The following is a 26,163-nucleotide window of genomic DNA, read 5'->3' on the forward strand; positions in this document are numbered from 1 at the left end:
GGCGCCCAGCGGCGGTCATCGAGCTGCCTCCCCGAGCTTAACCCGCGGCGCGGCCCGGTCTGGTCGCGGCTCGATCCAGATGTGGACCAACCGCTTTTCGTCTGCGCTTGCCGCGGCTGCCATGGGCGAAGAGCCAGCTTTTGGTCATTTCCGACACAAGCACATAGAGCGCGGTGATCGCGAGCAGCCCGGCCAGCACCGGTCCTGCCAGGGGCACAAATCCGAACCAGCTTGCAAACGGGGCAAAGGGGATGGCGATGGAGATAATGCCGACGCCGAGGGTCAGGCCCGCGAGCAAATGGCTGGGACGGCTGCGCCACAGCCTTTTGTGGGTCCGCACGACGAGCACAATGGCAAGTTCGGTGAGCACGGATTCCACGAACCATGCGGTCTGAAACGTGGTGGCCGTGGCGTGAACGGCCAGAAGAAGGAAAGCGAAGGTCGCAAAGTCGAACAGGGAGCTCACCAGCCCGAAGCTCACCATGAAACGCCTGACGAAACGGATGTCCCAGTGACGCGGCCTGCGCACCTGTTCGGCATCGACATTGTCACCCGCGATCGCCAGAGCCGGGATGTCGGAGAGGAAATTGTTCAGCAGGATCTGCTTTGCCAGCAGCGGCAGGAACGGCAGGTAGAGCGAGGCCGCCGCCATGCTGATCATGTTGCCGAAATTGGCGCTGGTCGTGATGGAGATGTATTTCATCGTGTTGGCGAAGGTCTTTCGGCCGTCATCGACACCCCGCACCAGCACACCCAGGTCGCGCTTCAGCAAGATGATGTCCGCAGCCTCGCGCGCGACATCCACGGCGGTATCGACCGAGATGCCGATATCTGCTTCGTGAAGCGCCGGCGCGTCGTTGATGCCGTCGCCAAGATAGCCGACGACGTGGCCGCTCCGGCGCAGCGCCTCGACAATCCGCTCCTTCTGGTTCGGATCGATCTCCACGAAGAGATCGGTATGGCGCACACTGGCGAGAAGCCCATTCTTCGTCAGTTTCGACAGGTCTTCGCCGGTCATGATCCTGGCGGACCGGAGGCCCACAGCCTCGGCCAGGTGCGCGGCGACATAGCGGTTGTCGCCGGAAATCACCTTTACGCCAATGCCGCGGTCAGTAAGCGCCGACAGCGTTTTCCGCACCCCCTCTTTCGGGGGATCGAGAAAGAGCAGGAAGCCGGCGAAGGCCATTCCGGTTTCGTCGTCACGGCTGAAGCCAGCCTTGTCCTGAAATCTCCGGATCGCCAGGCCGAGAACGCGATATCCTTGCGCGCTCCAGCGCCTGAATCTCTCGTCGATCGCCTGGCGCTCCGCCGCGCCAAGGGGTGTCAAGCCGTGCGGACCTTGAACGAAGCCACACGCCTCGACGACATTCTGGACTGCTCCCTTGGTGATGAGGATCTGTTCGCGAGAGCTGTCCCGCGCGGCGACGGACAACCGCTTGCGGACAAAATCGTAAGGGATCTCGTCGATCTTGGTGAAACCGGACAGATCCTCGTGGTCATGCGGCGCACTCGCAATTGCCTCGTCCAGGGGATTCTTCAGCCCTGTCTGCAAGGTCGCGTTCAGCAGCGCCCAAAGCAGGACGTCCTTCGAAGCGGTGCCCTCGACATCGAACGATCCATCGAGGTGAATGACGCCCTCCGTCAGCGTTCCTGTCTTGTCGGTGCACAGCAGGTCCATGCTGCCGAGATTCTCGATCGCGTCGAGGCGACGCACGATGACGCCGCTGGCGGCCATCGTGCGCGCGCCTTTGGCCAGGGTGACGCTGATGATCGCGGGAAGCAGTTCAGGCGTCAGGCCGACAGCGAGGGCAAGCGAAAACAAAAGAGATTCGATCAGTGGCCGGTTGAGCATCACATTGGCGAAGAACACCATGATGACGATCGCAAGCATGATCTCGGTCATCAGATATCCGAACATTCTGATGCCTCGGGCGAACTCGGTTTCCGGGATCCGCCGCTCCAAGGCTTCGGCGATCGCCGCGAACTCGGTCCGCGCTCCCGTGGCGACGGCAAGCACCTTTGCCGTTCCGCTGCGAACCGAGGTGCCGGTGAACACGGAGTTGGTCCGTTGCGCGATACCGGCTTCGGGCGCGGAGCGGCCGGCGGATTTCACGACGGGAAAGGTTTCGCCGGTCAGAACGGATTCGCTGACGTTGAAATCCCGCGACTCCAGGACGACGCCATCGACGGGGATGAGATTTCCCGCCGACAAGCAGACGACGTCGCCAGGAACGATGTTCTCGACATCGACAGTCCGTTCGAAGCTGTCCCGAAGCACGGTGGCCTTGCGGGAGATGCGCTGCTGCAGCGCCTCCATGGCACGAGAGGCGCCATATTCCTGGGTGAAGCTGAGGATACAGCTGGCGAGCACAATCGCGCCGATGATTGCTGCTTCATGACCTTCGCCGACGAACACCGACACGGCGGCGGCGAAGACCAGGATCAGGACCAGCGGGCTGCGAAACTGACGCGCGAGCACAGCCAACGCCGATCGGTTCGACCGAGGCACCAGGGCGTTTCGTCCGAATTTGGCAAGCCGGGCCGCCGCATCCGCGCTCAGCAGTCCGGAAGTGGAGGTCTCCAGTTGTCCGACCAGCCGATCGGCTTCAAGCGACCAGTAGGCCTGCTTGGCGATGTCGGGCGCACGGCCGGTCGACTGCGGTTCGGCGGGCCGGACCGCCGCCCGTTCCATCGGATCGGCTCCACCGGTCACCATGGCCGACCGATCAGTTCGACAACAGGCGATTGATATTGCTCTCGCCGATGAGCGTGCGTGTGACGCCGCCGAAGGCCCATTCCCGCAGCCGGCTGTGACCATAGGCGCCGGAGACGATCAGATCGGCGTGGATTGACCGCGCAAACGCCGCCAGCCTGTCGCCATCCGCGTCGCCGGGGATCACTTCGGTTCGCGCCATGATGCCATGCTGCTCCAGAAAAACCGCGACGTCGGCGATGCTGTTTCGCACATCTTCCCCGGACTCGGTTTCCATCGTGGCGACGACCACTTCGTTGGCTTTCGCCAGAAACGGCAAGGAATCGGACAAGGCCCTTCGCGCTTCCCGGCTGTCCTTCCAGGCGACAAGGACGGTCTTGCCCAGTAGATGCTCGGCATTGCCCGCCGTGACCAGCACGGGGCGACCGGCGCCAAGCACGAGGCTACCGACGTCGACGGCACGGAAGACATCCTCCCCGCCCTCGGCGGTCACGATGAGATCGGCCGAGCGGGCCGCAAGGCCGAGAGCGCGGGTCGGGCCGCAAATGTATTGCGTCCATTCGCTGCTGACCGAGCCAGGGACGAGCTTCTCGAAGATATCGCGCAATTCGGCAAGGCGCTTCTCGATCTCGGTGCGCTGGACCTGCATGACCTCGCCTTCGTAGACCAGGCCCTCTCCCGTGGACACCAAAGGCGGGACGTCCGCGGCGGCAAGGCCGACGAGGTGGGCATCGAAGCGCTGCGCCAGTTCCACCGCCAGCTTCACGACCGGCGCGGGGTCTGTATCAACGGCCAGATTGACGATTATCGTTTTATAGGACATGCAGGCACCTCGCTCCGAACGCGGAATGTCTGTCACTTGCATTGTGCGAGCTTGGGGCGCCTTGATACAGATCAAATCGTCACAGCGGCGCCGCTGTTTGGCGGGCGGAATGATGCGTGCTAAATCGTCGGCCGCTGCTGTTTCTCGATCCGGAGACCGCTCGTGAGCAAGACGGAACAAGGCCGGCCAGAAGCAGCCAAGCCATCGCCGCTGGCCGCCCTCGATATCTTGCCGGAACACGAGCTTCTCGCCCTGATGTTCGACCAGGCTCCGGGCTTCATAGCCTTGCTCAGCGAGCCGGACCACGTCTTTCAGCTGACCAATGCCGCGTTTCAGCACTTGATCGGCCAGCGGCAGGTTATCGGCAAGTCGTTTCGCGGGGCCTTGCCCGAGCTCGAGGGTCAGGGATTCTTCGAATTGCTCGATCGCGTCTGCGAAACCGGCGAGCCTTACGTCGGCCGCAGCGCCAAGATCATCCTGCGCAACGATGAAACCGGCCTTGCGGAGGAGCGTATCCTCGATTTCGTCTACCAGCCCGTCAGGGCGAGGGATGGCCAGATCACCGCAATCTTCATTCAGGGCACCGACGTCAGCGATCTGTCATTCGCCAACGCCGCGCTGCAGCTGCGCGAGGATCACCTACGTTCGATCCTGGCGACAGTACCCGATGCGATGATCGTCATCGACGAAGGCGCCAACATCCAATCCTTCAGCACGGCGGCCGAGATATTGTTCGGCTACCAGGCCGGCGAGGTCATCGGACGAAACGTCAAGATGCTGATGCCCTCGCCATACCGGGAGGAGCACGACACATACCTGCAGCGATACCTGACAACGGGAGAACGCCGCATTATCGGGCTCGGCCGAACGGTAACCGGGATGCGCAAGGACGGATCGACCTTTCCGATGGAACTCTCCGTCGGCGAAATGCATCCGGGAACAGGGCGCTTCTTCACCGGCTTCTGCCGCGACCTGACGGAGCGCCACAGGACGGAAGCCAGGATGCAGGAACAGCAGCAGGAGTTGCTTCACATGGCGCGTTTCACCGCCCTTGGCGAAATGGCCTCCACATTGGCGCATGAGATTAACCAGCCCCTGACGGCGATCACGAACTATCTCAAGGGTAGCCGCCGTCTCCTCGAAAAGAGCAAGGACGAGAATGCCACAATGTTGCGGGAAGCCGTGGAGAGGGCCGCCGAACAGGCGTTGCGCGCCGGCGACGTCATCCGCCGTCTCAGGGATTTTGTCGCCAGGGGCGAAAGCGAGCGCCAGGTGGAACGCCTGTCGGCGCTCATCGAGGATGCTTCCTCGCTGGCCCTGGTCGGCGCCAGGGAAGCGGATGTACGTGTCAGTTACGATCTCGATCCGTCGGCCGAACTGGTCTTGACCGACCGAATCCAGATCGAGCAGGTATTGCTGAACCTGATGAGAAACGCCGTGGAGGCCATGCAAGGCGCGCCCCGCCGCGAATTGCACGTCGTGACCAAGGCGCGACATGACGCGATGGTGGAGATCGGCGTGATCGACACCGGCCCGGGGCTGGCGCCCGAGGTTTCTGCCCAGCTTTTCCAGCCTTTCGTCACTACCAAGAAGCAGGGAATGGGAGTGGGTCTGTCCATTTGTCGCACTATCGTCGAGTCGCATGGTGGTCATATTTGGGCCGAGTCGATGCCCGGCGGAGGAACGGCATTTCGGTTCACCTTGCGTGCCGTAGAGAAGGACGAGGTTGCCCGTGGCTAATGATGTCGTTCATGTCGTCGATGATGACGTCGATGTTCGCAAGTCGCTGGGTTTTCTTCTTGCGACAGCCGACTTTGCCGTGCGCCTCCATGAGTCGGCGACCGCATTCCTGGCACCGGAACCGAAGGAGATCGACGGCTGCATCGTCACCGATGTGCGTATGCCCGGCATTGACGGCATCGAGTTCCTGCGGCAGCTGAAGGCGCGCGGCCTGAATGCGCCGGTGATCGTGATGACAGGTCATGCCGACGTGGCCCTCGCCGTGCAGGCGATGAAGGAGGGCGCTGCCGATTTCATCGAGAAGCCATTCGACGATCAGGTGCTGATCGATGCCATTCGTTCCGCCCTGGACCACCGCAGCCAGCCGATCGCGGCGCACCCGCAATCAGCCGGAATTCGAAAGAACCTTGCGACGCTGTCGGAGCGGGAGCGCCAGGTGCTCGACGGCCTTGTTTCGGGACTACCGAACAAGACGATTGCCTATGATCTCGGGATCAGTCCGCGGACCGTTGAAATCCATCGCGCCAATGTCATGAGCAAGATGGGCGCCAGCAGCCTCTCGCATCTGGTGCGCATGGCCTTGATCGCCGATCCGAAGAGCTGAAGCGGATTGAAGCGACGCGGTTCAAGTCCTTGCTTCCGCTGCATGCCGCCCTGAAAAGCTACACCCCAGAGGGCGCGCATCAGTGCGGAATCTGCAGGAAGCCAAGCTGGTGCTCCTCCGGATTCCAGACACGCCAGTGGGTCGGACGGATGTCGACCCGCGCCCCGGTCGCGACATTCTTCCAGCCCACCGGCGCCTTCTCGCAAGGGAACACGAGCGCGTGCACGCCATCGTCGTCGATGACGGCCAGTTCGAGGTTGCGGCCGGGTGGCGCGCTTGCGATCGGATTCCACATTCGGCCAGTGTGATCGAAGATTCGCTCCGCGCTTTGATTTGAGTCAGATTTTCCGGCCAGGAGGCCTCTTGGCGCGATCCGGCGTCCATCGAACGAGCCTGGTTCGGGCTCTTTGACCCCAATCGTTCCTTCTTGCGGCTTGTTTGACGCGGATCAACGATGGCTGCTCATACCGGTGCTTTGATGCCGGTCTCGACAGGTCGCGCATGAATTGCAGTGCGGTCGCATCGACCCCGTGTCAAACGCGGACGTCGCGAAGCGGATGGGTCAGTTCAGCGAGGATGCCTGTCGAGCAGGTCCGCCGACCTCTGTCTGGCGCGTGCTGGAAGACCTGCGGTGAAAGAGCGGAGGCGGCGGTACTTGTTGCCCAATCCACCTTTGAGGAGAAAAGCCATGGCTGAAGCCGCTACCAAACTGCCCGTGAGAACCGAGAAGAACGTTCCCGCCCGATCGGATAACTGGGCGGGGCCTTTCGAGAGCCTGCGACGCGAAATCGACCGGCTTTTCGATGACTTTCATCCCTTCGATTTCCACTTGCCCGCTACCCGTTCGCTGTTCGGCAGGGACTTCCCCGCGAAGTTGCGCGGCGAGTGGCCGGTGGCGCCGGCGATGGACTTGGTGGAAAAGGCCGATGCGTATGAGATCACGGCCGAACTGCCGGGCATCGACGAAAAGAACGTCGACATAAAGCTCGCCAACAACGTGCTGACGATCAAGGGCGAGAAGAAGGAAGAAAAAGAGGAAAAGGAGAAGGACTACTATCTCTCGGAGCGCCGCTACGGCTCCTTCCAGCGCTCGTTCCGGCTGCCCGAAGGTGTAAACGCCGACAAGATCGACGCCAGTTTCACCAAGGGCATTCTGACTGTAAAGCTGCCGAAGACGGCCGAAGCGCAGAAGGCCGAGAAGAAGATCACCGTCAAGGCTGCCTGAAACCACGGATGATCATTTCCTCAGTGCATCGGGCCGGTGCACTGAGGAGCCTTCCCCGCAACCAGGCCTCATTTCTCTGGATCCGAAGGTTTCCCTGCGGCCTCGGCTTGATGCTCCGCGATTTCGAGCTTCTGCCTCTCGCGTGCAAGCAGGTTCTCGATCACCCGCCGCTTCTGCGGGTCGGTTTCCGCGGCAAGCAAGTCTTCGAAATGGGCAATATTAGCCCGTGCAATGAACCGGTCCACGACTACCCTCAATGCAGGCTGTTCATCATTCCTACTCCAAATATCGCGGTCATCCACTTTTTTTTGTGAAACACAAGCCCGCGGGCTGAAGCCACCTCCAGTCGCATTGTCTCGACCGCCGGAGGCATCCCGGAATTGACATAGCTCAAAGTGAGGTCCTCGCATGCCTCGTATGGTGTCGGCCAGGTAGGTCAACGCGCTACCCAACACGGATTTCGGCTGCACAGGAGCTCGACATGAATTACCAGCGGTTCTTCGAGGATGCGATCGACCAGCTCCACGCGGAGCGGCGCTACCGCGTCTTCGCCGACCTTGAGCGCATGGTGGGCAAGTTCCCGCGCGCCATCTGGCGTTCCAACGGCCGCGCCCAGGAAATCACCGTCTGGTGCTCCAACGACTATCTCGGCATGGGCCAGAACGAGGATGTGATCGCCGCCTTCCAGACCGCGGCCGGCAAGATGGGCTCGGGCGCCGGCGGCACCCGCAACATCTCCGGCACCTCCAACCCGCTGGTCGAGCTGGAGCGGGAGCTCGCCGACCTGCATGACAAGGAGGCAGGGCTCGTCTTCACCTCCGGCTTCGTCTCCAACGAGGCCTCGATCTCGACCATCGCCCGGCTTTTGCCCAACTGCCTGGTGCTCTCCGACGAGCTCAACCATGCCTCGATGATCGAAGGCGTGCGCCGCTCCGGCGCAGAAAAGAAGATCTTTCGCCACAACGACGTCGCGCATCTGGAAAGCCTGCTGCAGGCGGCGGGGCGCGAGCGCGCCAAGCTGATCGTGTTCGAGAGCGTCTATTCGATGGACGGCGACATCGCGCCGATCAGAGAGATCGTCGAGCTGGCCGAGCGCTACAACGCCATGACCTATATCGACGAGGTGCATGCGGTGGGCATGTACGGACCGCGCGGCGGCGGCATCACCGAACGCGAGGGCCTTGCCGACCGCATCGACATCATCGAGGGAACGCTGGCCAAGGCCTTCGGCACGCTGGGCGGCTACATCACCGGCACCAGTGCGGTGATTGACGCGGTGCGCTCCTATGCGCCGGGCTTCATCTTCACCACCGCGCTGCCGCCGGCGATCGCGGCCGCCGCCACCACCTCGATCCGCCACCTGAAGCGCTCGCAGGCCGAGCGCGACGCGCAGCAGCGCCAGGCGGCGCGCACCAAGCAGGTGCTTGCCGCGGCGGGCCTGCCGGTGATGGAATCGGCCACCCATATCGTGCCGGTGCTGGTCGGCGATCCCGAGCTCTGCAAGATGGCGAGCGACCGGCTGCTTGGCGTGCACGGCATCTACATCCAGCCGATCAACTATCCGACGGTGCCGCGCGGCACCGAGCGGCTGCGCATCACGCCCACACCATTCCATTCGGACGCGCTGATTGCCGAACTGCAGGACGCGCTGGTCGAGACCTGGGATGCGCTCGGCATCCCCTATGCCGGCTCAGGCCGCCCCGCCGTCGCCAAGACCGATCGGATCATCCCGCTGCTGGTGAACAAGGCAGGCGGCTGAAATCCGGGACGTTGAACTTGTCCGGAGCGATGCGCCGTTCCCAGCAAGGGCAGCTAGGGAGAACCAAAACAGTCGAAGGATGAGGAGGATGACACACGCAGTTTCACACACTTCGATCACACATGCCGCCGAGCAGACGCAGCAATGGGTGAACGAGCTTGCCAGGGACCTGGATTGGAATGAGCAAAGCGCATTTCGCCTGCTGAAAGCGGTCCTGCATACCTTGCGCGACTGGCTTTCGCCGGAGGAAATGGCCGACCTGTCGGCCCAGTTGCCGACGCTGATCAGAGGCATCTATTTCGAAGGGTGGAACCCGGCCGAACCGACGTGGGAACGCAAAAAGAGCGACTTCGTCATTTGCGTCCGCAACAGCTTTGGCTACGAGCCGGAGGTCGACACCGACAAGGCGATCGTAGCGGTGTTCAGGCTTCTCGACCGGCATATTTCCCACGGTGAGATCGTCCAGGTCCGAAACTCGATGAAGAAGTCACTGCGCCACCTGTGGCCGGAGGAATGACGATGTTTCGCGATCGCCAGGAGGCGGGGCAGAAGCTCGGAGCATCGCTGGACCTGCTTCAGCTGAAGGACCCGATTGTGCTCGCCTTGCCGCGAGGCGGCGTCCCTGTGGCTGCCGAGGTAGCCAAGGCCCTCAAGGCGCCGCTGGACCTCGTGATCGTTCGAAAGGTCGGAGCGCCGGGCAATCCGGAACTGGCCGTGGCCGCCATCGTGGACGGCGAGCCTCCCGACGTCGTTCTCAACCGGGAAATCGTGGAGGCATACGCCCTCGATGACGGCGCGCTTCGTGTCCTGATCGCGCAGGAGCGCCCCGAACTGGAACGGCGACGGGCGGTATATCGTGGGAAAGACCTGCCCCTGTCGGTGGCGGGCAAAACGGTGATCGTCGTTGACGACGGGGCGGCGACCGGAACGACGATGAAGGTCGCCATTCGCGCGTTGAAGCGACGTTCGCCGCGCAAGATCATCGTCGCTCTTCCCGTGGCGCCGGTGGACACCGCGGACGAGCTCTCGCAGGAAGCGGATTTGATCTGCCTCAATCAGCCTGCACGTTTTCGGGCGCTGAGCTATTATTACGGCAACTTCCCGCAGCTCTCCGACAACGAGGTTCTGGATATCATGGCCCTCGCCCGCGGAAATGCCGACGAAAGAAGGCGCTCCGGCCAGCACACCGCGAAAAGATCGCGGCGCGAGACCGATAGCTAGGAGTCCCGCCGATGCAGATCCGCGCTTTGTCCACTCTGGAATGCACCAAACTGCTGACGGCCAATCGCGCTGGCCGGCTGGCCTGCGCGAAGGACGGGCGGCCCTACGTCGTTCCGTTCCATTACGCGCATGCGGACAACCACCTCTATGCCTTCTCCCTGCCGGGCAAGAAGATCGACTGGATGCGCGCCAATCCGCTCGTGTCCGTGCAGGTCGACGCCGCCGGCACGGGTCACGGTTGGAAAAGCGTCATCGTCACCGGCCGTTATGAAGAACTTCCCGATCGGATCGGACACGAGGCGCAGCGTGACCATGCATGGTTCGTGCTGAGCAAGCACTTCGACTGGTGGGAGCCAGGCGCGCTCAAGCCGGCCGCAGCCTCGGATCTGGAGCATCTGCCCCACGTGTTCTTCCGCGTCTCCATCGCCGAAGTTTCGGGCCGCGAAGCGTTGGAGAGCTAGCCTTACATGGCGAGGCCGAGGCGGAAGCCGCGCCAAGCCGACCGCTGGCCAAAGCAGCTGGCAGCGTATGCAGCCAATCTGAGGTAGCCGCCATGGACACGCTCATTGCCCGGCTCGGGGTCGCCTTGGCAATAGGCCTGCTTGTCGGGTTGGAACGCGGCTGGAGAGAGCGCGATGCGCCCGACCGCAGCCGGACAGCCGGCATTCGCACCTTCGGCATCGCCGGGCTTCTCGGCGGCCTGGTTGCGGCATTGGCCGAAGCGCTCAACGCAATGTCGGTGCTGGTTGCAGGCTTCCTTGCCTTCGCTGGCATTTTCGCTTGGTACAAGGCACGCGAAGCCGCGCATGACGAGGATTTCAGCGTCACAACCGTTATCGCGGGCCTGGCCGTCTTTACGCTTGGCGCGCTCTGCGTGGCCGGCGACTTTCGCGTTGCCGCCGCGGGAGGCGCAGCGCTCGCGGCGCTCCTTGCCAGCCGCGAAATCCTGCACGGGCTTCTGAAACGTCTGACCTGGATCGAGCTTCGCTCGGCACTGGTTCTGGCGGTGATGACCGCCATAATCCTGCCCCTGCTGCCGGACCGTCCATTTGACCCATGGGGCGGCTTCAACCCGCGGGAGATCTGGCTCCTGACGGTGCTGATGGCCTCGATTTCCTTCGTCGGTTATGTCGCGGGGCGCGTCTTCGGAAACGCCCGCGGTCTGATTGTGAGCGCGCTCGCCGGCGCCGTGGTCTCATCGACCGCCGTCACCCTGTCACTGGCCCGCACGGCCAATCGGTCGGACAATTCCTTGTCCTTCGCCGGCGCGGCTTCGCTGGCCGCTATGATCTCAATCTTGCGTGTCTGCCTCGTGGTTTTGATACTGGCGCCGCCGGTGACCGCTTACATCGCCATACCCGCGCTCGCTGCCGCGCTGACACTCGGCGTCTGCGGAACGATTGCGCTGGCAATTCGCGGCAGCAAGCCAGAGAGCCCCGGCGCGACGCGCAATCCGTTCGAACTGGTGCCGTTGCTGATCTTTGCGCTGCTGTTCGCGGGCGCCTCGACAGCGAGCGCCGCGTTGGCGTTCCAATTCAAGGAACAAGGCCTGCTGGCGAGTTCCGCAATCGCGGGCGCGTTTGACGTCGACGCTTCGGTGCTCAGCGCCATACGGCTGGTCAAGCAGTCGATGCCGATCGAAACCGTTGGACATGCGGTGCTGACGGCGCTGATGGCCAACGCAATCGGACGCCTGTTTCTGGCCGTATTCGCGGGTCCGGTGAGATTCTGGTTGCCCCTGGCCGGCATGACCTTGACCGCCGCTGCCGCGGGCTACGGCGCCATGCTGCTTCGGTAGGGTTGTCGCGGCCGTGACGCTCGCGCTGGGATCATTCTGATTTGACCCGTATCAAAGCTGCCGGCCCGCTTTCCTGTTGAATGGCCCCCATCATTGCAAAGGTGGGAGGGCCTCATGGCCACAACAGACATCAACGTCCCCATTCGGGAAAGAACCGCGACCCCGGCTTCGGCGAAGCTCCGGCTGGGGTCGCTGACCGCGCTCGTCATCGGCTCCATGGTCGGCTCGGGCGTCTTCAGCCTGCCGCAGAACATGGCGGCCGGCGCCGGTCCGCTCGCGATCCTGATCGGTTGGGCCATTACGGCGGTCGGCATGCTTGCGCTGGTGTTTGTCTACCAGTCGCTGGCGGTGCGCCGTCCCGACCTCGACGCCGGCCCCTATGCCTATGCCAAGGCCGGCTTCGGTCCGTTCGTAGGCTTCAACAGTGCCTGGGGCTATTGGATCAGCGCATGGGTCGGCAACGTCTCCTACGCGGTGATCGTTTTCAGCGCACTGTCCTATTTCTTCCCCGCCTTCGGTGACGGAAACACGTGGCAGGCGGTGCTCGGTGCATCGATCCTGCTGTGGCTCATCCACGTTCTGATCCTTGCGGGCATCCGTCAGGCGGCGGTCGTCAACACCATCGTGACCGTGGCCAAGATCGCGCCTGTCGTCCTGTTCGTCGGGATCGTGGCCGTCGCGTTCAAGCTCAATGTCTGGACACTCGATTTCACCGGGCTCGGCAGCGCTTCGCTCGGCACCATCGCCGCCCAGGTCAAGAGCACGATGCTGGTGACGCTTTGGGTGTTCATCGGCATCGAAGGCGCCAGCGTTTTCTCCGCCCGGGCGGAGCGCCGCAAGGACATTGCGACGGCAACTGTGCTCGGCTTCTTCACCTGCCTTGCCCTCTATGCGCTGGTCTCGTTGCTTTCGCTCGGCATCCTGAGCCAGCCCGAACTCGCCGCCCTGAAAAACCCGTCGATGGCGGGCGTGCTCGAGGCGGTCGTCGGACCTTGGGGCGCCGTGCTCATCAATCTCGCGCTCGTCATCTCGGTCATCGGCGCCTTCCTGAGCTGGACGCTGCTTGCGGCGGAGGTTCCGCATGTGGCCGGAAAGGACGGGACCCTGCCGAAGTTCTTCGGCCGGGAAAGCGAGCGCGGCGTTCCCTCGACGTCGCTGCTGATCACCAACCTGCTCGTCCAGGCCCTCCTGGTGATCACGCTCTTTGCCCAGAGCACCTACCAGGCGCTCTTCTACATCGCTTCGACGGTGATCCTCGTGCCTTACATTTTCTCCGGAGCCTTCGCCGCGAAACTGGCATTGACCGGAGAAAGCTACCAAGGCGGCGAAGGGCGCACCGGACCGCTCGTCGCCGGCGTGCTGGCAACGATCTACGGGCTGTGGCTCGTCTATGCGGCGGGGCCTGCGTACCTGTTCATGTGCGCGATCCTCTATGCCCCGGGCATCATCTTCTACGTATGGGCTCGCCGCGAAGGCAACCAGCGTGTCTTCCACCCGGTGGAAGCCATCATCGCCGTCGCGCTCGTAGCGGTCGCAATCCTTGCCGTCTACGAGATGTGGACCGGCGCTGTCAGCGCGCTTTGAGAGGCCATACAATGACAAATCTCGGAGTGCATTCGGAGGTCGGCCGCCTGCGCGAGGTCATGGTCCACAGGCCGGATCTCAGCCTGCGCAGGCTAACGCCGGATAACTGCAAGGCGCTGCTATTCGACGACGTGTTGTGGGTAAAGCGGGCGCGCCAGGAACACGACGTCTTCGTCGACGCGTTGCGCGAGCGCGGCGTGGTGGTGCATTCGTTCGGTGAGCTGCTTGCCGAGACAATGGCCATCGGCAAGGCCCGCGACTGGCTTCTCGACCGCCGGGTGCATGCCGGCGTGGTCGGCCTCGACATGGTCGACGAGATGCGTGGCTGGCTGAACGAAATGTCGGCCGGCCTGCTGGCAACCTGTCTCGTCGGCGGCATTGCGCGCGCCGAACTGCCGTTCGAGCCCAAGGGCCTGACCGGAAGGACGCTCGCGCCGCAGGACTTCGTGCTGCCGCCGCTTCCCAACCAGCTGTTCACCCGTGACAGCTCCTGCTGGATCTACCGCTCCGTGTCGGCCAACCCGATGTATTGGCCGGCCAGGCGGCCCGAGGCGGCCAATGTCGAGGCTGTCTATCGCTTCCATCCAAGGTTCCGCGACAGCGGCATCCCGTTCGTCTCGCCCCGGGCCGGAACGGGCGTCAGCCTCGAAGGCGGCGACGTCATGCCTGTCGGCGGAGGCGTCGTTCTGGTCGGCATGGGCGAGCGCACCACGCCGCAAGCGGTCGGCGATCTTGCGCGAAGCCTGTTCGCGGCCGGAGAGGCCACGCGCGTGATCGCGGCTCTGATGCCGCGCGACCGTTCCTTCATGCATCTCGACACCGTCTTCACCTTCTGCGACCGCGATCTCGCCACCATGTACCCGCCCGTGGTCGAAAGGCTGCGCACCTTCTCGATTCGGCCGGGAGACGGCGATGCGGCGGTCGAGGTCAGGGAGGAGAAGGAGCCCTTCATCTCGGTGGTCGCGGAGGCTCTCGGGCTGAAATCGCTGCGGATCATCGCCACTGGCGGCGACCGCTACGAGGCCGAGCGCGAGCAGTGGGACGACGGCAACAACGTCGTCGCCGTCGAGCCGGGCGTCGTCATCGGCTACGACCGCAACGTCTACACCAACACGCTTCTGCGCCGCGCGGGAGTCGAGGTGATCACCGTCGAGGGTGCCGAGCTCAGCCGCGGCCGCGGCGGCGGCCATTGCATGACCTGCCCCATCGCCCGAGACCCGCTCTGAAAGGACCCCCAATGTCGATCAACCTTCATGGACGCTCGGTGCTCTCGCTGGACGACCTTTCGGCGGACGAGATCCGCTTCCTGCTGAAGCTGGCCGCCGATCTGAAGGCAGCCAAGCAGGCCGGGCACGAGATACCGCGCCTCGTTCGCAAGAACATCGCGCTCATCTTCGAAAAGGACTCGACCCGCACCCGGACGGGATTCGAAGTGGCCGCCTACGATCAGGGCGCCCACGTCACCTATTTCGGCCCAAGCGGCAGCCATATCGGGCACAAGGAGTCCATGAAGGACACCGCGCGCGTGCTCGGCCGCATGTATGATGCGATCGAATATCGCGGCTTTGCGCAACATCAGGCCGAGCTGCTTGCCACGCATGCCGGCGTACCCGTCTACAACGGCCTGACCAATGAAGCGCACCCGACGCAGATCCTCGCCGATTTCATGACCATGCGTGAATTCACGCATAAGCATCTGTCCGACATGACGGTCGCCTTCGTCGGCGAGGGTCGGGACAATGTCGCGCTATCCCTGGCCGTGGGCGCCGCCAAGGTCGGCGTCGACATGCGCATCGCTTCACCCAAGGAGCTTTGGCCGGACGACGAGTTCTGCGCCCATGTCAGAACCCTGGTGGAGCGCAGCGGCGGCCGCTTCAGGCTGGACGAAGACGTGAAGAGCTGCGTCGAAGGCGCCGACTTCATCTACACCGATGTCTGGCTCTCCATGGGTGAGGACAAGTCGGCCTGGGCCGAGCGTATCCGCCTGCTGACGCCCTATCGGGTGACGAGCGAGGTGATGTCGGCCAGCGGCAATCCGCACGTGAAATTCATGCATTGCCTGCCGGCGTTCCACGATACCGAGACCGAGGTCGGCGCCTCGGTCTCGCGCGAATTCGGCATCGACTGCATGGAGGTCACCGATCAGGTCTTCGAATCGGGCGCGTCGATCGTGTTCGACCAGGCGGAGAACCGCATGCACACGATCAAGGCGCTGCTCGTCGCGACGATCGGCAATTGAGATGCTGATCGTTGCGGCTCTCGGCGGGAACGCGCTGTTGCGGCGCGGCGAGCCCATGACCGCCGAAAATCAGCGCGGCAATGTCAAGCATGCGGCATCCGCCCTGGCGGCGCTTATCGACCAAGGCCATTCGCTCGTCATCACGCATGGCAACGGCCCGCAGGTCGGCTTGCTGGCGCTCCAGTCGGCGGCCTCGAGCGACGGCGCGTTCCCGCTCGACGTGCTCGGCGCCGAAAGCGCCGGCATGATCGGCTACATGATCGAGCAGGAACTTGCCAACCTTATCAGCCAGAGGCTGTTCGCGACATTGCTGACACAGGTGAAGGTCGACCCGGGCGACCCCGCCTTCGCCCATCCGACAAAACCGATCGGCCCCGTCTATGACGAGGCGACGGCGCGACGGCTCGTGGGCGAGCGCGGTTGGACCGTTGCGCCTGACGGCGACAAATGGCGCCGTGTCGTGCCCTCGCCGCGGCCTCTCGATATCTTGGAAGTGTCGGTGATCTCCTATCTGGTCGAGCAGGGCGTCGTCGTCATCTGCACGGGTGGTGGAGGTGTCCCGGTCATCGCCCGCGACGATGGCAGCATGATTGGCGTCGAAGCCGTCATCGACAAAGACCTGGCAAGCTCGCTTGTGGCGCGTCAATTGAAGGCTGACATGCTGCTGATGCTGACGGATGTCGATGCGGTTTATGCCGGCTTCGGTACGCCGCAGGCCCGCGCGCTCCGGCACGTTGCCACGACAGAGATATCGGGACGGAATTTTCCGGCCGGATCCATGGGGCCGAAGGTCGGTGCCGCGATCGAGTTCGCCGAAGCAACGGGCAAGCCTGCCGCGATCGGCAAGCTCGAAGATGCCCTGGCAATCGTCAGGGGCGAGCGCGGTACCTGGTTGGAAGCCCCGCTCAAGGAACCGCAAAACAGCTGATCGCGGTGTACTTGCGCACCGCGAGTTCGCTATGTTGAACGTGCCCAATGTCGACGTGCCGAAGGGATCAATGAAGCAGCTCGAGACCGCGGAGACCACCCGCACCCGCCTTAGAACCATTCCCATGGGGATTTGGGCGTTGGGCTTCGTGTCTCTGCTGATGGACGTCTCTTCGGAGATGATCCACGCCTTGCTGCCAGTCTACCTCGTCACCATCATGGGAGCGTCGATGGTGACGGTCGGCACCATTGAGGGCATTGCCGAAGCGACGGCCGCCATCACCAAGGTGTTTTCGGGCGCGCTGTCCGATTGGCTGGGAAAACGCAAGCTGCTGGCGGTCATCGGCTACGGCCTCGCCGCTCTCACCAAGCCGGTGTTCCCGCTGGCTTCCTCGATTGGCTGGCTGGTGGCGGCGCGATTTGTCGACCGTGTGGGCAAGGGGATTCGCGGCGCCCCGCGCGATGCCCTGGTTGCGGACATCGCCCCCGCCGACGCGCGCGGCGCGAGTTTCGGGCTTCGCCAGGCACTCGACACGGTTGGCGCGTTTGTCGGGCCGCTGCTGGCGATCGGCCTCATGTGGCTGACCGCCAATCAGTTTCGGACCGTGTTCTGGGTCGCGGTTGTTCCAGGCCTTCTGGCGGTCGTGCTGCTGGTTACCGCCGTCCGCGAGCCGGCCCGGCCCACGGGGCTGCGCGAAGTGCGCGCCCCTTTGAGCCTGCCGGAGCTCAAGCGCCTGGGCTCATCCTTCTGGCTGGTTGTCTGCGTGGCCACCGTGTTCACCCTGGCCAGGTTCAGCGAAGCGTTTCTCATCCTGCGCGCGCAGGGCATGGGCCTGCCGATCGGGCTCGTCCCGCTGGTGCTGGTGGTCATGAACGTTGTCTACTCGCTCTCGGCCTATCCGGCCGGCGCGCTATCGGATCGCGTCAATCGCCTGACGATGCTCATCCTCGGCTTCCTGGTCCTGATTGCCGCGGACATCGTGCTGGCGTTCCCTGGAAATCTTGCGGGCGCAGCGCTCGGCGTGGGCCTGTGGGGCCTGCATCTGGGGCTTACGCAGGGCCTCCTGGCAACGCTCGTCGCCGATACGGCCCCGCCGGAACTGCGAGGCACCGCCTTCGGGATGTTCAACCTGTCGACTGGACTTGCGCTGCTGGCCGCCAGCCTGCTGGCGGGCACGCTCTGGGATTTTTTCGGACCGAGGATGACCTTCCTGGCGGGCGCGGGCTTCACGGCGCTGGCGCTCTTCGGCCTTGGCCTCGTCCGTTGGCTGACGCCGACCCTTGGCCAAGACGCAACGGCCCCCGCGGCGGTCGTCACGCCGACAATCACCGGTTCCGCGGGCTAATGGTTTGACGGGATCAAGCCCTCGCCGGCCAGAAAGGTGCGGATTGCCATGCGAACCTCCTGCGTCCGCCCGACGAGAAGATGTCCGCCGGTATCGTAGACCACCAGCTTGGCGCTGGGAATCCTGGCCGCCGCGAACTCGGCTGCCGGCAGCGTGTTGAACAGGTCGTCGCGCGCCGAGACGATCAATGTCGGTGCAGCGATTTCAGCCAGCGGCTGTTCATGCAGCTCCGGAGCGCTGTCGATATTGATGCCGGAGAAGCGCAGCGACAATGGTTCAACGCCTCTGACGAAGCTCATCACACGGTCTCTTTCGGCTTGGGGCGCGGCCGCTACCAGCGCCGGCCGAATGCCGAGGAAGCGAATGAGTACCGATGGCGCGATGTTCTCGGCTGCCCACCAGGCGAAATCGCCGCCGGCGTTGACAGCCCAGAACGCAAACCTGTTACCCGGATCCACGTCGACCGAGACCGGACTGGTGGGCGAATAAAGGGCCGGGACGACCAGAATGAGAGCGGCGACCTTGTCCGGGTGCCGAAGGCTCAGCTCGACCGCTGACCGCGCGCCAGCCGAAACGCCGACGACCACCGCCTTGGAAACGTTCAGTTTGGTGAGCAGCGCCGCGAGAGCATCGGCCTGAGCGGCCGGAGAAGGGTCTTGCGGAACAGGCGTGCGCAGATAGCCGTAGCGCGACGGCGCGATGATACGGAAGCCCTCCCCCACAAGACCGGAAGCAAGGGCAAGGCCTTGATCAAAGCCGCCGCCGGAGCCGTGGATCGAAAGCAGCGGAATGCCCGCGCCGCTGTCGGCATATTCAACTGGGCCGATGTCGAGCTTGGCGACCAGACTGCCTCGGCCGACGGCGTCGCGCAAGCGACCAAGCTCGTTCCTGTAAAGCACGAAAGCCACACCGGCCGCGGTCGCCATGGCGATAAGCATGACCAGCAGGAAACCGCCAATTCGACTCATGCAAGGGCTCCATCAGGGTGAGCGCATATTGACCTGCCTCGCTCGAACGCAAGTCCATCTATCCAAACTGACAGCGCGTTGCGTTGTGGGCTAGCCCACGGCCGCTACCCCAACGACATAGTTCTTTCCGTAGGCTTCGGCGCATTTCGGGCAGGTCGTATAGAAGAAATAAACGTCGCCCGGTTCCGATTTCCGATCACGCGCCATCTGCAGCATCTCTTCGTGCCACTGCCTTGCCTGGCTGAAGGGGCCTTCGAACACTTTCGTCACGAAGTCCCCGCTCAGCGTCGTCATCTCTTCCTCGGGGACAGATTTCGAAACCGAGAAGAGATGTTCGCTGGTCCAGGGCGAGAGATCGCGGCTGAGAACGATGGACTGGCCATCGGCCGAAGCGCCGGCATCGTCGATGTGCCGATTAACGCGCGTGAAAACGCTGCCCATGTTCACGGGGACATGCATGACGCTGTGCGTCACCGCTCTCACGAACGGCTTGTCACGGAAATGCAGCTCCTGATCATCCCAACCGCCGGGGTTGAACTTCGGGCAGCAACCGGTCGTGTTCACGCTGGTATCGTAGTGTGGCGTCTCGTTCGTTCGCATCATCGTCTCCTGACCTGAGAGCCCCATCAGACCAGCTGGCGAACCGGTCCTCATTGATTCCGGTCAACGCCGCCAGGAATGCACAATTGACGCGCGTCAAGGCAGGTCGGCGCCAACGCGGCTATGGGAATCGGTCGGATAGTCTGGAGACCACCATGGCCCACAAACAGGTATTGTTCCGCTCGGCGGCGCGCGAAAAAATCCTGCGCGGCGCGACCCAACTCGCCGACGCCGTGCGGGTGACGCTCGGTCCTCGTTCGAACTCGGTTCTGATCGAGAAAAAATGGGGCGCGCCCATCGTTTGGTCGCCAGCGTGCTGCTCCTGACGGAGGCGACCATGACGGAGATAGCCGAGCCGGCAAAGGAGCGCGCGCTTGAGCCGGAAATGCCGATGTAGTCGGCGCGAAGGACGGTGAAAGCAGGACGCGATATCGCACGATCGCACGGAGAAAAGGGAGTTCGAGATGGCAAGGAGAACTGACAAGATCGAAGTCGGCATGGACCTGGCCGTAAGATGTCGCGTCACCGACACCTGGCAGGATGATCTGGGGGACCGGTGGACAACGGTGCGCATTGAAGGTCATGACGTGCCAATCAGGTTGAAGGCGGTCCACTTCTATCCCTTCGATGATCATGATATTGCCCGAGCGCAAAGCGCGGTGCGTTGAAACTGGATCCAGGCGACGCGCTTCAAGTCCCTGTTTCGATGCATGTCGTTGTTGTCCCGGAACCGCGCTTCCGGGCGGCTTGCATCAATGCGACATCAAGACCGGCAGACGCAGATTCGACAAAATCCCCTCCGTCGCCCCGCCAAGCACAAAGTCCCTCAGGCGGGAGTGGCCCCAGCCACCCATGACCAGCAGGTTGCCGCCGACTTTAAGCGCATGCTCCTGCAGGGCGACGCCAATTTCACTGTCGCCAGTTTGAATGGACTGGGCCTTCGCACGCAGCCCGCGCGCCGCAAGTCCATGCGCAAGGCGTTCAGCAATATCCTTGCCTGGCAGCACCTTCTCATCGCTCACGCTCACGATCGATATAGCCGATGCGCGTTCCAGGAACGGCTTCGCGTCGGCCACTGCCCTTGCAGCCACGCGGCTGCCGTCCCAGGCGATCACCACGTTGTCGAGCGCACCGACATCTTCGTCACCCGGGAGAATCAAGGCCGGCCGGCCGGAGCTGAACACGACCTCCTCCGCGGTCATGCGGATGGACTCGGTATCCCTCGCCCATCCCACCATGCAGAGGTCGAAATAGCGGCCCTCCCGGGCGGCAGCTTCCCCTATGAACGCGGGCTGCGCTTTCAACTCCTGAGTGGTCAGGGTAACTTTGCACCGCGCGGCTTCGGCCGCGACATTCTCCAGCAGGGCCTTGCCGCGATTCCTGCTGGCAGTCTCGACCTCACGGATCTTGGCAGGGAGGTCGAGCAGGAAGCTGGACAGTGCGTTGGAAACGTCCGGAATGTCGACATTGATGACCGCCGCATCCAGTGTGGCGCCAAGCTGCTTGGCCACGGCCACCGCATTCGACGCGATCTTCGGGCCCGGCGGGTCCGGATAAGTCGGCAGGAACAGGGATGCCAGCATCTGCATAGCTTGTCTCCTTGGATTTTATGCCCGCCTGGCGGACATGGAATGCAGTGGCTACTCAGTTCGACAGCAGCCTGTGGAACGAGCCCGATCCGAGCAGGGATCGCGTCGCGCCCCCGAACGCCCATTCGCGGAACCGGCTATGGCCATAACCACCGGCCACAATGAGATCGGCCCCGATTCGATCAGCTCCAGCGATAATCGAGTCGCCCACCGAGCTTCCCTCGCTTTCGAGCAGTTGGGACCGGGCTTTCACACCATGCCTCATGAGGAAGCGCACCACGTCCGCCGCGCCATCCCGCGCGACGAGCGTTCCTTCCTCGGCCGCATTGAAAACCGTCACTTCCTTGGCGTTGCGCAGGAAAGGCATCGCGTCGACCACGGCCCGCCGCGCTTCGCGGCAATCCTTCCAGGCGACCATGATCCTCTCACCCTTGAAGGAGGCGAGATCGTCGGCCGCAAACAGAACCGGCCTGCCCGCGGAAAGCACCAATGCTCCCGGATCCACGGTCCTTCGGAAATCGCCGGCGGCGACCGCGGCCGGCGCTCCGGTGATCACCAGATCGGCCGCCCGCGCGTGCAGCGCCACGGCGCGCGTAGGGTCGTCGAGTTCCGCACGCCAGGATGCGCGCTCGTTGTCACCGGCGACGGCGAGGAACTCCTCCTTGAGATTGCTGATCCGATCCTCGATCTCGAGCGTCCGGCGACGCAACACCTCGGCCACAGCCGGAGAGGACTCGCTCGGCGACACCAATGCGGAGGGCTCGGCAGCCGCCAGCGCGATCAGATCCGCCTCGAACTTCCTTGCGACCTGCCGCGCGAAAATCAGGCGCGGCGTTGCCGGGGCGTCGATATCGAGCTGGACCAATATCGTCGTGTAGATCATATCCGGGCTCCATCAGAGAGGGTAGACCAGCACGGCCGAAAGCGCCCCGCTTTGATGTGCATCAACTTCGGTTCAGTCGGGACAGGACAGGCCGAGAGCATCGAGTCCGGCCGCAAGGTGATCGCCCAACAGCGGGTTGCCGCAAAGATAGTCGGCCGTGTGCCTGTTGTGAGCGTAGGCGGCCTGCTGACGAACCTCGTCCCAATCGCCCGCCTTGCCGTCATCCCTGCCGAGCCATGTCAACGCCACGAGGTCGATCTGCTCGTCGACGGAGAGATCCGAGATCAGCGACCCAAGCTCTTCGCGCACGGGGTCATCATCATGGTCCTGAAGCACCGCGACTTCGCCATCGTCCGTGGGATTGGAGCCCGCATCCGGCTCGGTGACGGCGACCTTGACATCGAATCCATGCGCCTTGGCGATTATGAAACAGACCTTGCCGGCGGAGATCGCCAGCTCAGGAGCCTCGGTGTCCTCACTACCGATCCCGCGTTTCATCCGATACCTCCTCTTGCGCCGTCAGCGCCACGGATCCCGTCATTGGCCGAGGCTCCCGATATAGGCGATCATCGCCTCGATCTGATCCGGAGAGGCCACAAACTCGGGCATGTCCGGATGGCCGGTGGAGATTCCCTCGGCCAAGGCTTCCTGCAGGTCCTCGATCGGATAGCGGCGGTGCAATAGACGAAAAGGCGGGGCATCGGGATGGGTGCTTTCGCCAGTCCGGCCGACTGCGTGGCACCGCGCGCAGTTTGTTTCGACCAGCCTTTTGCCATAGGCGACCTGCAGATTATCGCCCGCCCAAGCCGGCGATGCGAAGGCGATAGCAAACGGCAGAACCTTGAGCGCTGTTTGACGTTTCATGGCTGCTGAATACGTCTTGAGCGGACGCCGCGCCTTGACCTCGCTCAAACGGCTGGAACGCAGCTACCGCTCGAGGACATACGTGCCGGGCGCCGCGCAAACCGTCTTCAAGGCGCCCAAGGCATCGCCCCGGTCGGCCGCGACCTCACGGCTGGAATGACCGGCCAGCCATTCGACCCAGGCCAGCCACCAGGAGCCATATGTCACGGCCACCTCTTTTGCCCACTCGTCCGGGCCGGGACGAATGGCGGCATGGCGGCAACTGAGCCTTTTATAGGAACGGCTCGGGTGTCCGGGCTCCGACACGATACCCGCATTGTGCCCGCCGGTGGTCAGGACGAAGTCGATGTCGGTGTCCAGGAGATAGGTCAGCTTGAATACCGAACGCCACGGCGCGACGTGGTCCGTCTCGGTGCCGACCGCGAAGACCGGGGCTCGAATGTCTTCCAGATGAACAGGCCTTCCCTCGACGCGAAAGCGTCCCTCGACAAGGTCGTTGTCCAGATAGAGCTGCCGCAAATATTCCGACTGCATGCGAAACGGCATACGGGTTGAATCGGCATTCCAGGCCATGAGGTCGGTCATCGGAGCGCGCTCGCCGAGCAGATATTCGCGCACCATGCGTGACCAGATCAGATCCTGCGAGCGAAGCATCTGGAAAGCGCCAGCCATGCGGCGCTGGTCGAGGGTGCCTTCCACCCACATCACGTCCTCGAGCAGCGTGATCTGGCTCTCGTCCATGAACAGGCCGAGCTCGCCCGGTTCTTCGAAATCCACCTGCGCTGCGAAAAGCGACAGGCTGGCCAGGCGGTGGTCGCCGTCACGGGCCATTGCCGACGCCGCTATCGACAGCAGCGTCCCGCCAAGGCAGTAGCCCACCCCGTGAATCCGGCTGCTTCCCGTCGCCGCCTCGACCGCGTCCATGGCCGCCATCGCGCCGAGCCGGCGATAGTCGTCGAGCGAGACTCCAGCCTGATCGCTGCCCGGATTGCGCCAGGAGATGCAGAAAACCGTATAGCCGCTCTGGACAAGATAGCGGACCAGCGAGTTCTCCGGTGAAAGATCGAGGATGTAGTATTTCATGATCCAGGCGGGGACGATGAGGATCGGCTCCTCCTTCACGGTGTCCGTCATCGGCGCATAACGGATCAGCTCGATCAGTTCATTGCGGAAGATCACCTCGCCCGGTGTGGCGGCAACCTCGATGCCCGGCCGGAAGTTTTCCACGCCAGCCGGCGGCTTGCCGTCGGCCAGACGCAGCAGGTCGTCGACCAGATTGCTGGCGCCGTTGACGAAATTGGCGCCATTTTTCCGCAGGGTCTTGTCGATGACCTCCGGGTTAAGCGCCGGGAAATTGGAAGGAGAGACGGTATCCAGGATCTGCCGGCTATAGAACTCGACGAGGCGCTCATGCCTTCTGGTAACGCCTGGAAGTCCGCTGGTCGCGTTGTGCCACCATTGCTGGGAAAGCAGGAAGGCTTGCTGCGCGGCGTTGAAGGGGAATGACTGCCACGCCTGATGCTGGAACCTTCTGTCTTGCGGCAGGGGTGTGATGGTCGGCGCAGCGGTCCCCATTCCAAGCCCGCAGCGAAAAAGAAAATCATTCAACCTGACGAGCTTCTCGACCGCCTTGGTGGAGACCTCCGCCTGCTTGCCCGGTGATGTGGACAAGTGCAGCAGCCAGTCCTGCCAGGCCTGCAGGAGGCTGATCGGCGAAATGCCCGCGGTGAAGGCCGCTACCAGAGCATGCGAGAGCCTGTCGACATCGCGATAGACCCTTGCGCTTTCTTCGTCCGGCAATAGCGGCGCCGGGGCCGCGGCCATCACCTCGGTGCCCATGGAGCCCTGCGGCGTCCCCGGATCTTCCGCCATGTCATGACTGCTCCAGGCGGAGGACCGATCGGCGGCTGGCTTCCAGCTTTTCCCTGATGGCGACATTTCAGGCGGGAAGCGTTGCCGCGGCCATGTCGTTCATCGTTGCTTCCGCCTCCTTGCGGACTTGCCCGGCTGTCTCCGAAGCCAGCTTGGCGCCGATGGAAGCGAATTTGCCGGCTTCCTTCGCATAGTCGGAGGTGGCGTTCTGGACGAAATTCACGAACACGTCGAACGCATCGACGAACTCGTCACCGCCGATCAGCTCCTCTACAAGCTTCAGGTCATCCTCGAACCGCCGCTTGAGGAAGGACACGCCTTCGATCTGGTAGCGCAGCAGCGCGCGGACCGAATGCGCCTGCATCGCGGCGGCGGCTCTTACGAATTTCTGGCCGGTGTGGGCGAAAGGGAGCAGCTCGGGCGCCCGAAACTCTTCTGGATTCCACATCATGGTGTCTTTCCCTTCGCTTCTCGCTTCAATTCTGATTTTGGGTGATGCGGCCGTGAGCGGCGCCCAAAGCCGTGGCTTGCGGACAAGCCTTTGCTTCGCCGGAACGACGCCCGCTCGAAATAGATCGCGGCTCCGGCGATGAAGCCGAGGCAGAGCACGGCGCCCCATAGCAGGAAATCTTCAGTGACCATCAACGAGCCCCTTTGGCCGTCCTGGCCGAACATCGCAGGTGCCGCGCAAGCTGGCATTGATCATGATCAATCCGGCCCGGCATGCCGGCTTTGACCCTGATCAAGGCGAGTGACGCCAATGCCCGCGACAAGTCCGGGACAACAAGCCCACAAGCCCACCCGCAGACGCAAAGCGAGGGACGGATATGAAGGAATTGCCGCTTGCCGATGTCTACCGGCTGATTGAGCCCGGTCCGGTCGTCCTGCTTTCGACGCGGTCCAGGCAAGGCCGCTCGAACATCATGACGATGTCCTGGCACATGATGGTGGAAGTCGCGCCGCCAATGATCGCCTGCGTCGTGTCAAGCAATGACCTCTCCTTCTTCGCCTTGCGTCAAACCAGGGAATGCGTGATCGCGCTCCCTGCCGTCGGCCTTGCGGAGAAGGTCGTGAAGGTCGGCAATTGCTCTGGCCGGGACACGGACAAGTTCGCGACCGCATGGTTCACGCCGCTTCCCGCCGAACAAGTATCGGCGCCGCTGGTGGCCGAATGTTTCGCCAACCTAGAGTGCCGCGTGGTCGATACGCGCCTGGTCAACAGACACAATCTCTTCCTGCTGGAAGTCGTCAAGGCTTGGATCGATCCGCAACAGCCGAGGCCAAAAACCATCCATCACATCGGGCATGGCACCTTCGGTGGTCGATGGCGAGGTCATCCATTTCGAATCCCGGATGCCTTGAAAGTCGGGGGCGCGGCTTAGAAACGACTTTGATCCACATCAAGGCG

At 63.3% G+C, this 26,163-nt stretch carries 29 protein-coding genes; 16 read left to right on the top strand and 13 right to left on the bottom strand.

What is annotated here, in order from left to right; all coding sequences use genetic code 11:
- Positions 1-37: 37 nt before the first annotated feature.
- Together mgtA and EJ072_RS08070 are read right to left on the bottom strand one after the other, a co-directional pair.
- Entirely contained in the window at positions 38-2,692 is a 2,655-nt protein-coding gene (gene mgtA / locus EJ072_RS08065) for a magnesium-translocating P-type ATPase (RefSeq protein ID WP_245467252.1), read from the bottom strand.
- A gap of 34 nt (positions 2,693-2,726) precedes the next feature.
- On the bottom strand, positions 2,727-3,536 hold the full coding sequence (locus tag EJ072_RS08070) for a universal stress protein (RefSeq protein ID WP_126083549.1): 810 nt from the start codon (positions 3,534-3,536) through the stop codon (positions 2,727-2,729).
- Between the two features lie 255 nt (positions 3,537-3,791).
- Between EJ072_RS08070 and EJ072_RS08075 the strand changes: the two genes are divergently transcribed.
- On the top strand, positions 3,792-5,276 hold the full coding sequence (locus EJ072_RS08075) for a PAS domain-containing sensor histidine kinase (RefSeq protein ID WP_126079242.1): 1,485 nt from the start codon (positions 3,792-3,794) through the stop codon (positions 5,274-5,276).
- Complete coding sequence (gene fixJ / locus EJ072_RS08080; protein WP_126062679.1) at positions 5,269-5,880, top strand: response regulator FixJ; 612 nt, start codon at positions 5,269-5,271, stop codon at positions 5,878-5,880. Before EJ072_RS08075 ends, fixJ begins: the two co-directional genes overlap by 8 nt.
- Before the next feature lie 79 nt (positions 5,881-5,959).
- Here fixJ and EJ072_RS08085 read toward each other — a convergent pair whose 3' ends face one another.
- A complete protein-coding gene (locus EJ072_RS08085; protein WP_126079243.1) occupies positions 5,960-6,175 on the bottom strand; it encodes a hypothetical protein in 216 nt (71 codons plus the stop codon).
- A 393-nt stretch (positions 6,176-6,568) separates the two neighbouring features.
- Between EJ072_RS08085 and EJ072_RS08090 the strand changes: the two genes are divergently transcribed.
- Positions 6,569-7,105, top strand: a complete 537-nt coding sequence (locus EJ072_RS08090) for an Hsp20/alpha crystallin family protein (protein ID WP_126079244.1) — start codon at positions 6,569-6,571, stop codon at positions 7,103-7,105.
- Between the two features lie 68 nt (positions 7,106-7,173).
- On the opposite strand, the gene EJ072_RS08095 is transcribed toward EJ072_RS08090, so the two are convergent.
- A complete protein-coding gene (locus EJ072_RS08095) occupies positions 7,174-7,545 on the bottom strand; it encodes a hypothetical protein (RefSeq protein ID WP_126079245.1) in 372 nt (123 codons plus the stop codon).
- A gap of 41 nt (positions 7,546-7,586) precedes the next feature.
- Between EJ072_RS08095 and hemA the strand changes: the two genes are divergently transcribed.
- The 10 genes from hemA to EJ072_RS08145 all read left to right on the top strand — a co-directional run bounded on the left by hemA (position 7,587) and on the right by EJ072_RS08145 (position 17,979).
- Positions 7,587-8,864 carry a 5-aminolevulinate synthase gene (hemA, locus tag EJ072_RS08100; RefSeq protein ID WP_126079246.1) on the top strand — a complete coding sequence of 426 codons (1,278 nt, stop codon included), beginning with the start codon at positions 7,587-7,589 and terminating at the stop codon, positions 8,862-8,864.
- 148 nt (positions 8,865-9,012) lie between these two features.
- Positions 9,013-9,381, top strand: coding sequence for a DUF2267 domain-containing protein (locus EJ072_RS08105; protein WP_245467253.1), 369 nt, complete (start codon positions 9,013-9,015; stop codon positions 9,379-9,381).
- Positions 9,382-9,383: 2 nt separating this feature from the next.
- Positions 9,384-10,085: a phosphoribosyltransferase gene (locus EJ072_RS08110; protein WP_126079248.1), complete on the top strand. Its 702-nt coding sequence runs from the start codon at positions 9,384-9,386 to the stop codon at positions 10,083-10,085.
- Positions 10,086-10,096: 11 nt separating this feature from the next.
- Complete coding sequence (locus EJ072_RS08115; RefSeq protein ID WP_126079249.1) at positions 10,097-10,546, top strand: pyridoxamine 5'-phosphate oxidase family protein; 450 nt, start codon at positions 10,097-10,099, stop codon at positions 10,544-10,546.
- Between the two features lie 92 nt (positions 10,547-10,638).
- Complete coding sequence (locus EJ072_RS08120; RefSeq protein WP_126079250.1) at positions 10,639-11,883, top strand: MgtC/SapB family protein; 1,245 nt, start codon at positions 10,639-10,641, stop codon at positions 11,881-11,883.
- A gap of 114 nt (positions 11,884-11,997) precedes the next feature.
- Complete coding sequence (gene arcD, locus EJ072_RS08125) at positions 11,998-13,467, top strand: arginine-ornithine antiporter (protein ID WP_126079251.1); 1,470 nt, start codon at positions 11,998-12,000, stop codon at positions 13,465-13,467.
- An 11-nt stretch (positions 13,468-13,478) separates the two neighbouring features.
- Positions 13,479-14,693 (top strand): arginine deiminase, encoded by a 1,215-nt coding sequence (locus EJ072_RS08130; RefSeq protein WP_126079252.1) that lies wholly within the window; start codon positions 13,479-13,481, stop codon positions 14,691-14,693.
- An 11-nt stretch (positions 14,694-14,704) separates the two neighbouring features.
- Positions 14,705-15,706 (top strand): ornithine carbamoyltransferase, encoded by a 1,002-nt coding sequence (gene argF / locus EJ072_RS08135; RefSeq protein ID WP_126079253.1) that lies wholly within the window; start codon positions 14,705-14,707, stop codon positions 15,704-15,706.
- Position 15,707: 1 nt separating this feature from the next.
- The gene (gene arcC / locus EJ072_RS08140) at positions 15,708-16,634 is read left to right on the top strand and encodes a carbamate kinase (protein ID WP_126079254.1); all 927 of its coding nucleotides are present in this window, start codon (positions 15,708-15,710) and stop codon (positions 16,632-16,634) included.
- A 70-nt stretch (positions 16,635-16,704) separates the two neighbouring features.
- Positions 16,705-17,979: an MFS transporter gene (locus EJ072_RS08145; protein ID WP_126083550.1), complete on the top strand. Its 1,275-nt coding sequence runs from the start codon at positions 16,705-16,707 to the stop codon at positions 17,977-17,979.
- Here EJ072_RS08145 and EJ072_RS08150 read toward each other — a convergent pair.
- Together EJ072_RS08150 and EJ072_RS08155 are read right to left on the bottom strand one after the other, a co-directional pair.
- Positions 17,976-18,947 (bottom strand): alpha/beta hydrolase, encoded by a 972-nt coding sequence (locus EJ072_RS08150; protein WP_126079255.1) that lies wholly within the window; start codon positions 18,945-18,947, stop codon positions 17,976-17,978. The two genes, EJ072_RS08145 and EJ072_RS08150, sit on opposite strands and share 4 nt — an antisense overlap.
- Positions 18,948-19,037: 90 nt before the next feature.
- Positions 19,038-19,601 (bottom strand): hydrolase, encoded by a 564-nt coding sequence (locus tag EJ072_RS08155; RefSeq protein ID WP_245467254.1) that lies wholly within the window; start codon positions 19,599-19,601, stop codon positions 19,038-19,040.
- A gap of 32 nt (positions 19,602-19,633) precedes the next feature.
- Between EJ072_RS08155 and EJ072_RS08160 the strand changes: the two genes are divergently transcribed.
- Positions 19,634-19,873: a hypothetical protein gene (locus tag EJ072_RS08160; protein ID WP_126079256.1), complete on the top strand. Its 240-nt coding sequence runs from the start codon at positions 19,634-19,636 to the stop codon at positions 19,871-19,873.
- A 138-nt stretch (positions 19,874-20,011) separates the two neighbouring features.
- The gene (locus EJ072_RS08165; protein WP_126079257.1) at positions 20,012-20,215 is read left to right on the top strand and encodes a hypothetical protein; all 204 of its coding nucleotides are present in this window, start codon (positions 20,012-20,014) and stop codon (positions 20,213-20,215) included.
- 84 nt (positions 20,216-20,299) lie between these two features.
- Here EJ072_RS08165 and EJ072_RS08170 read toward each other — a convergent pair whose 3' ends face one another.
- The 7 genes from EJ072_RS08170 to EJ072_RS08200 all read right to left on the bottom strand — a co-directional run bounded on the left by EJ072_RS08170 (position 20,300) and on the right by EJ072_RS08200 (position 25,430).
- A complete protein-coding gene (locus EJ072_RS08170) occupies positions 20,300-21,136 on the bottom strand; it encodes a universal stress protein (RefSeq protein WP_126079258.1) in 837 nt (278 codons plus the stop codon).
- Between the two features lie 55 nt (positions 21,137-21,191).
- On the bottom strand, positions 21,192-22,019 hold the full coding sequence (locus EJ072_RS08175; RefSeq protein WP_126079259.1) for a universal stress protein: 828 nt from the start codon (positions 22,017-22,019) through the stop codon (positions 21,192-21,194).
- A 72-nt stretch (positions 22,020-22,091) separates the two neighbouring features.
- Positions 22,092-22,517, bottom strand: a complete 426-nt coding sequence (locus EJ072_RS08180; protein ID WP_126079260.1) for a DUF3775 domain-containing protein — start codon at positions 22,515-22,517, stop codon at positions 22,092-22,094.
- 39 nt (positions 22,518-22,556) lie between these two features.
- A complete protein-coding gene (locus tag EJ072_RS08185; protein WP_126083551.1) occupies positions 22,557-22,883 on the bottom strand; it encodes a cytochrome c in 327 nt (108 codons plus the stop codon).
- Between the two features lie 63 nt (positions 22,884-22,946).
- The gene (locus EJ072_RS08190; protein WP_126079261.1) at positions 22,947-24,755 is read right to left on the bottom strand and encodes an alpha/beta fold hydrolase; all 1,809 of its coding nucleotides are present in this window, start codon (positions 24,753-24,755) and stop codon (positions 22,947-22,949) included.
- Positions 24,756-24,822: 67 nt separating this feature from the next.
- Entirely contained in the window at positions 24,823-25,206 is a 384-nt protein-coding gene (locus EJ072_RS08195) for a phasin family protein (protein WP_126079262.1), read from the bottom strand.
- Positions 25,203-25,430, bottom strand: a complete 228-nt coding sequence (locus EJ072_RS08200; RefSeq protein WP_126079263.1) for a hypothetical protein — start codon at positions 25,428-25,430, stop codon at positions 25,203-25,205. The genes EJ072_RS08195 and EJ072_RS08200 overlap by 4 nt, the downstream gene beginning before the upstream one ends.
- Positions 25,431-25,684: 254 nt before the next feature.
- Here EJ072_RS08200 and EJ072_RS08205 point away from each other — a divergent pair, with 254 nt between their 5' ends.
- Positions 25,685-26,137 carry a flavin reductase family protein gene (locus EJ072_RS08205; protein ID WP_348526227.1) on the top strand — a complete coding sequence of 151 codons (453 nt, stop codon included), beginning with the start codon at positions 25,685-25,687 and terminating at the stop codon, positions 26,135-26,137.
- The last annotated feature ends 26 nt before the right edge of the window (positions 26,138-26,163 follow it).

The organism is Mesorhizobium sp. M2A.F.Ca.ET.046.03.2.1 (assembly GCF_003952425.1).
In the GTDB taxonomy this organism is placed as follows: Bacteria; Pseudomonadota; Alphaproteobacteria; order Rhizobiales; family Rhizobiaceae; genus Mesorhizobium.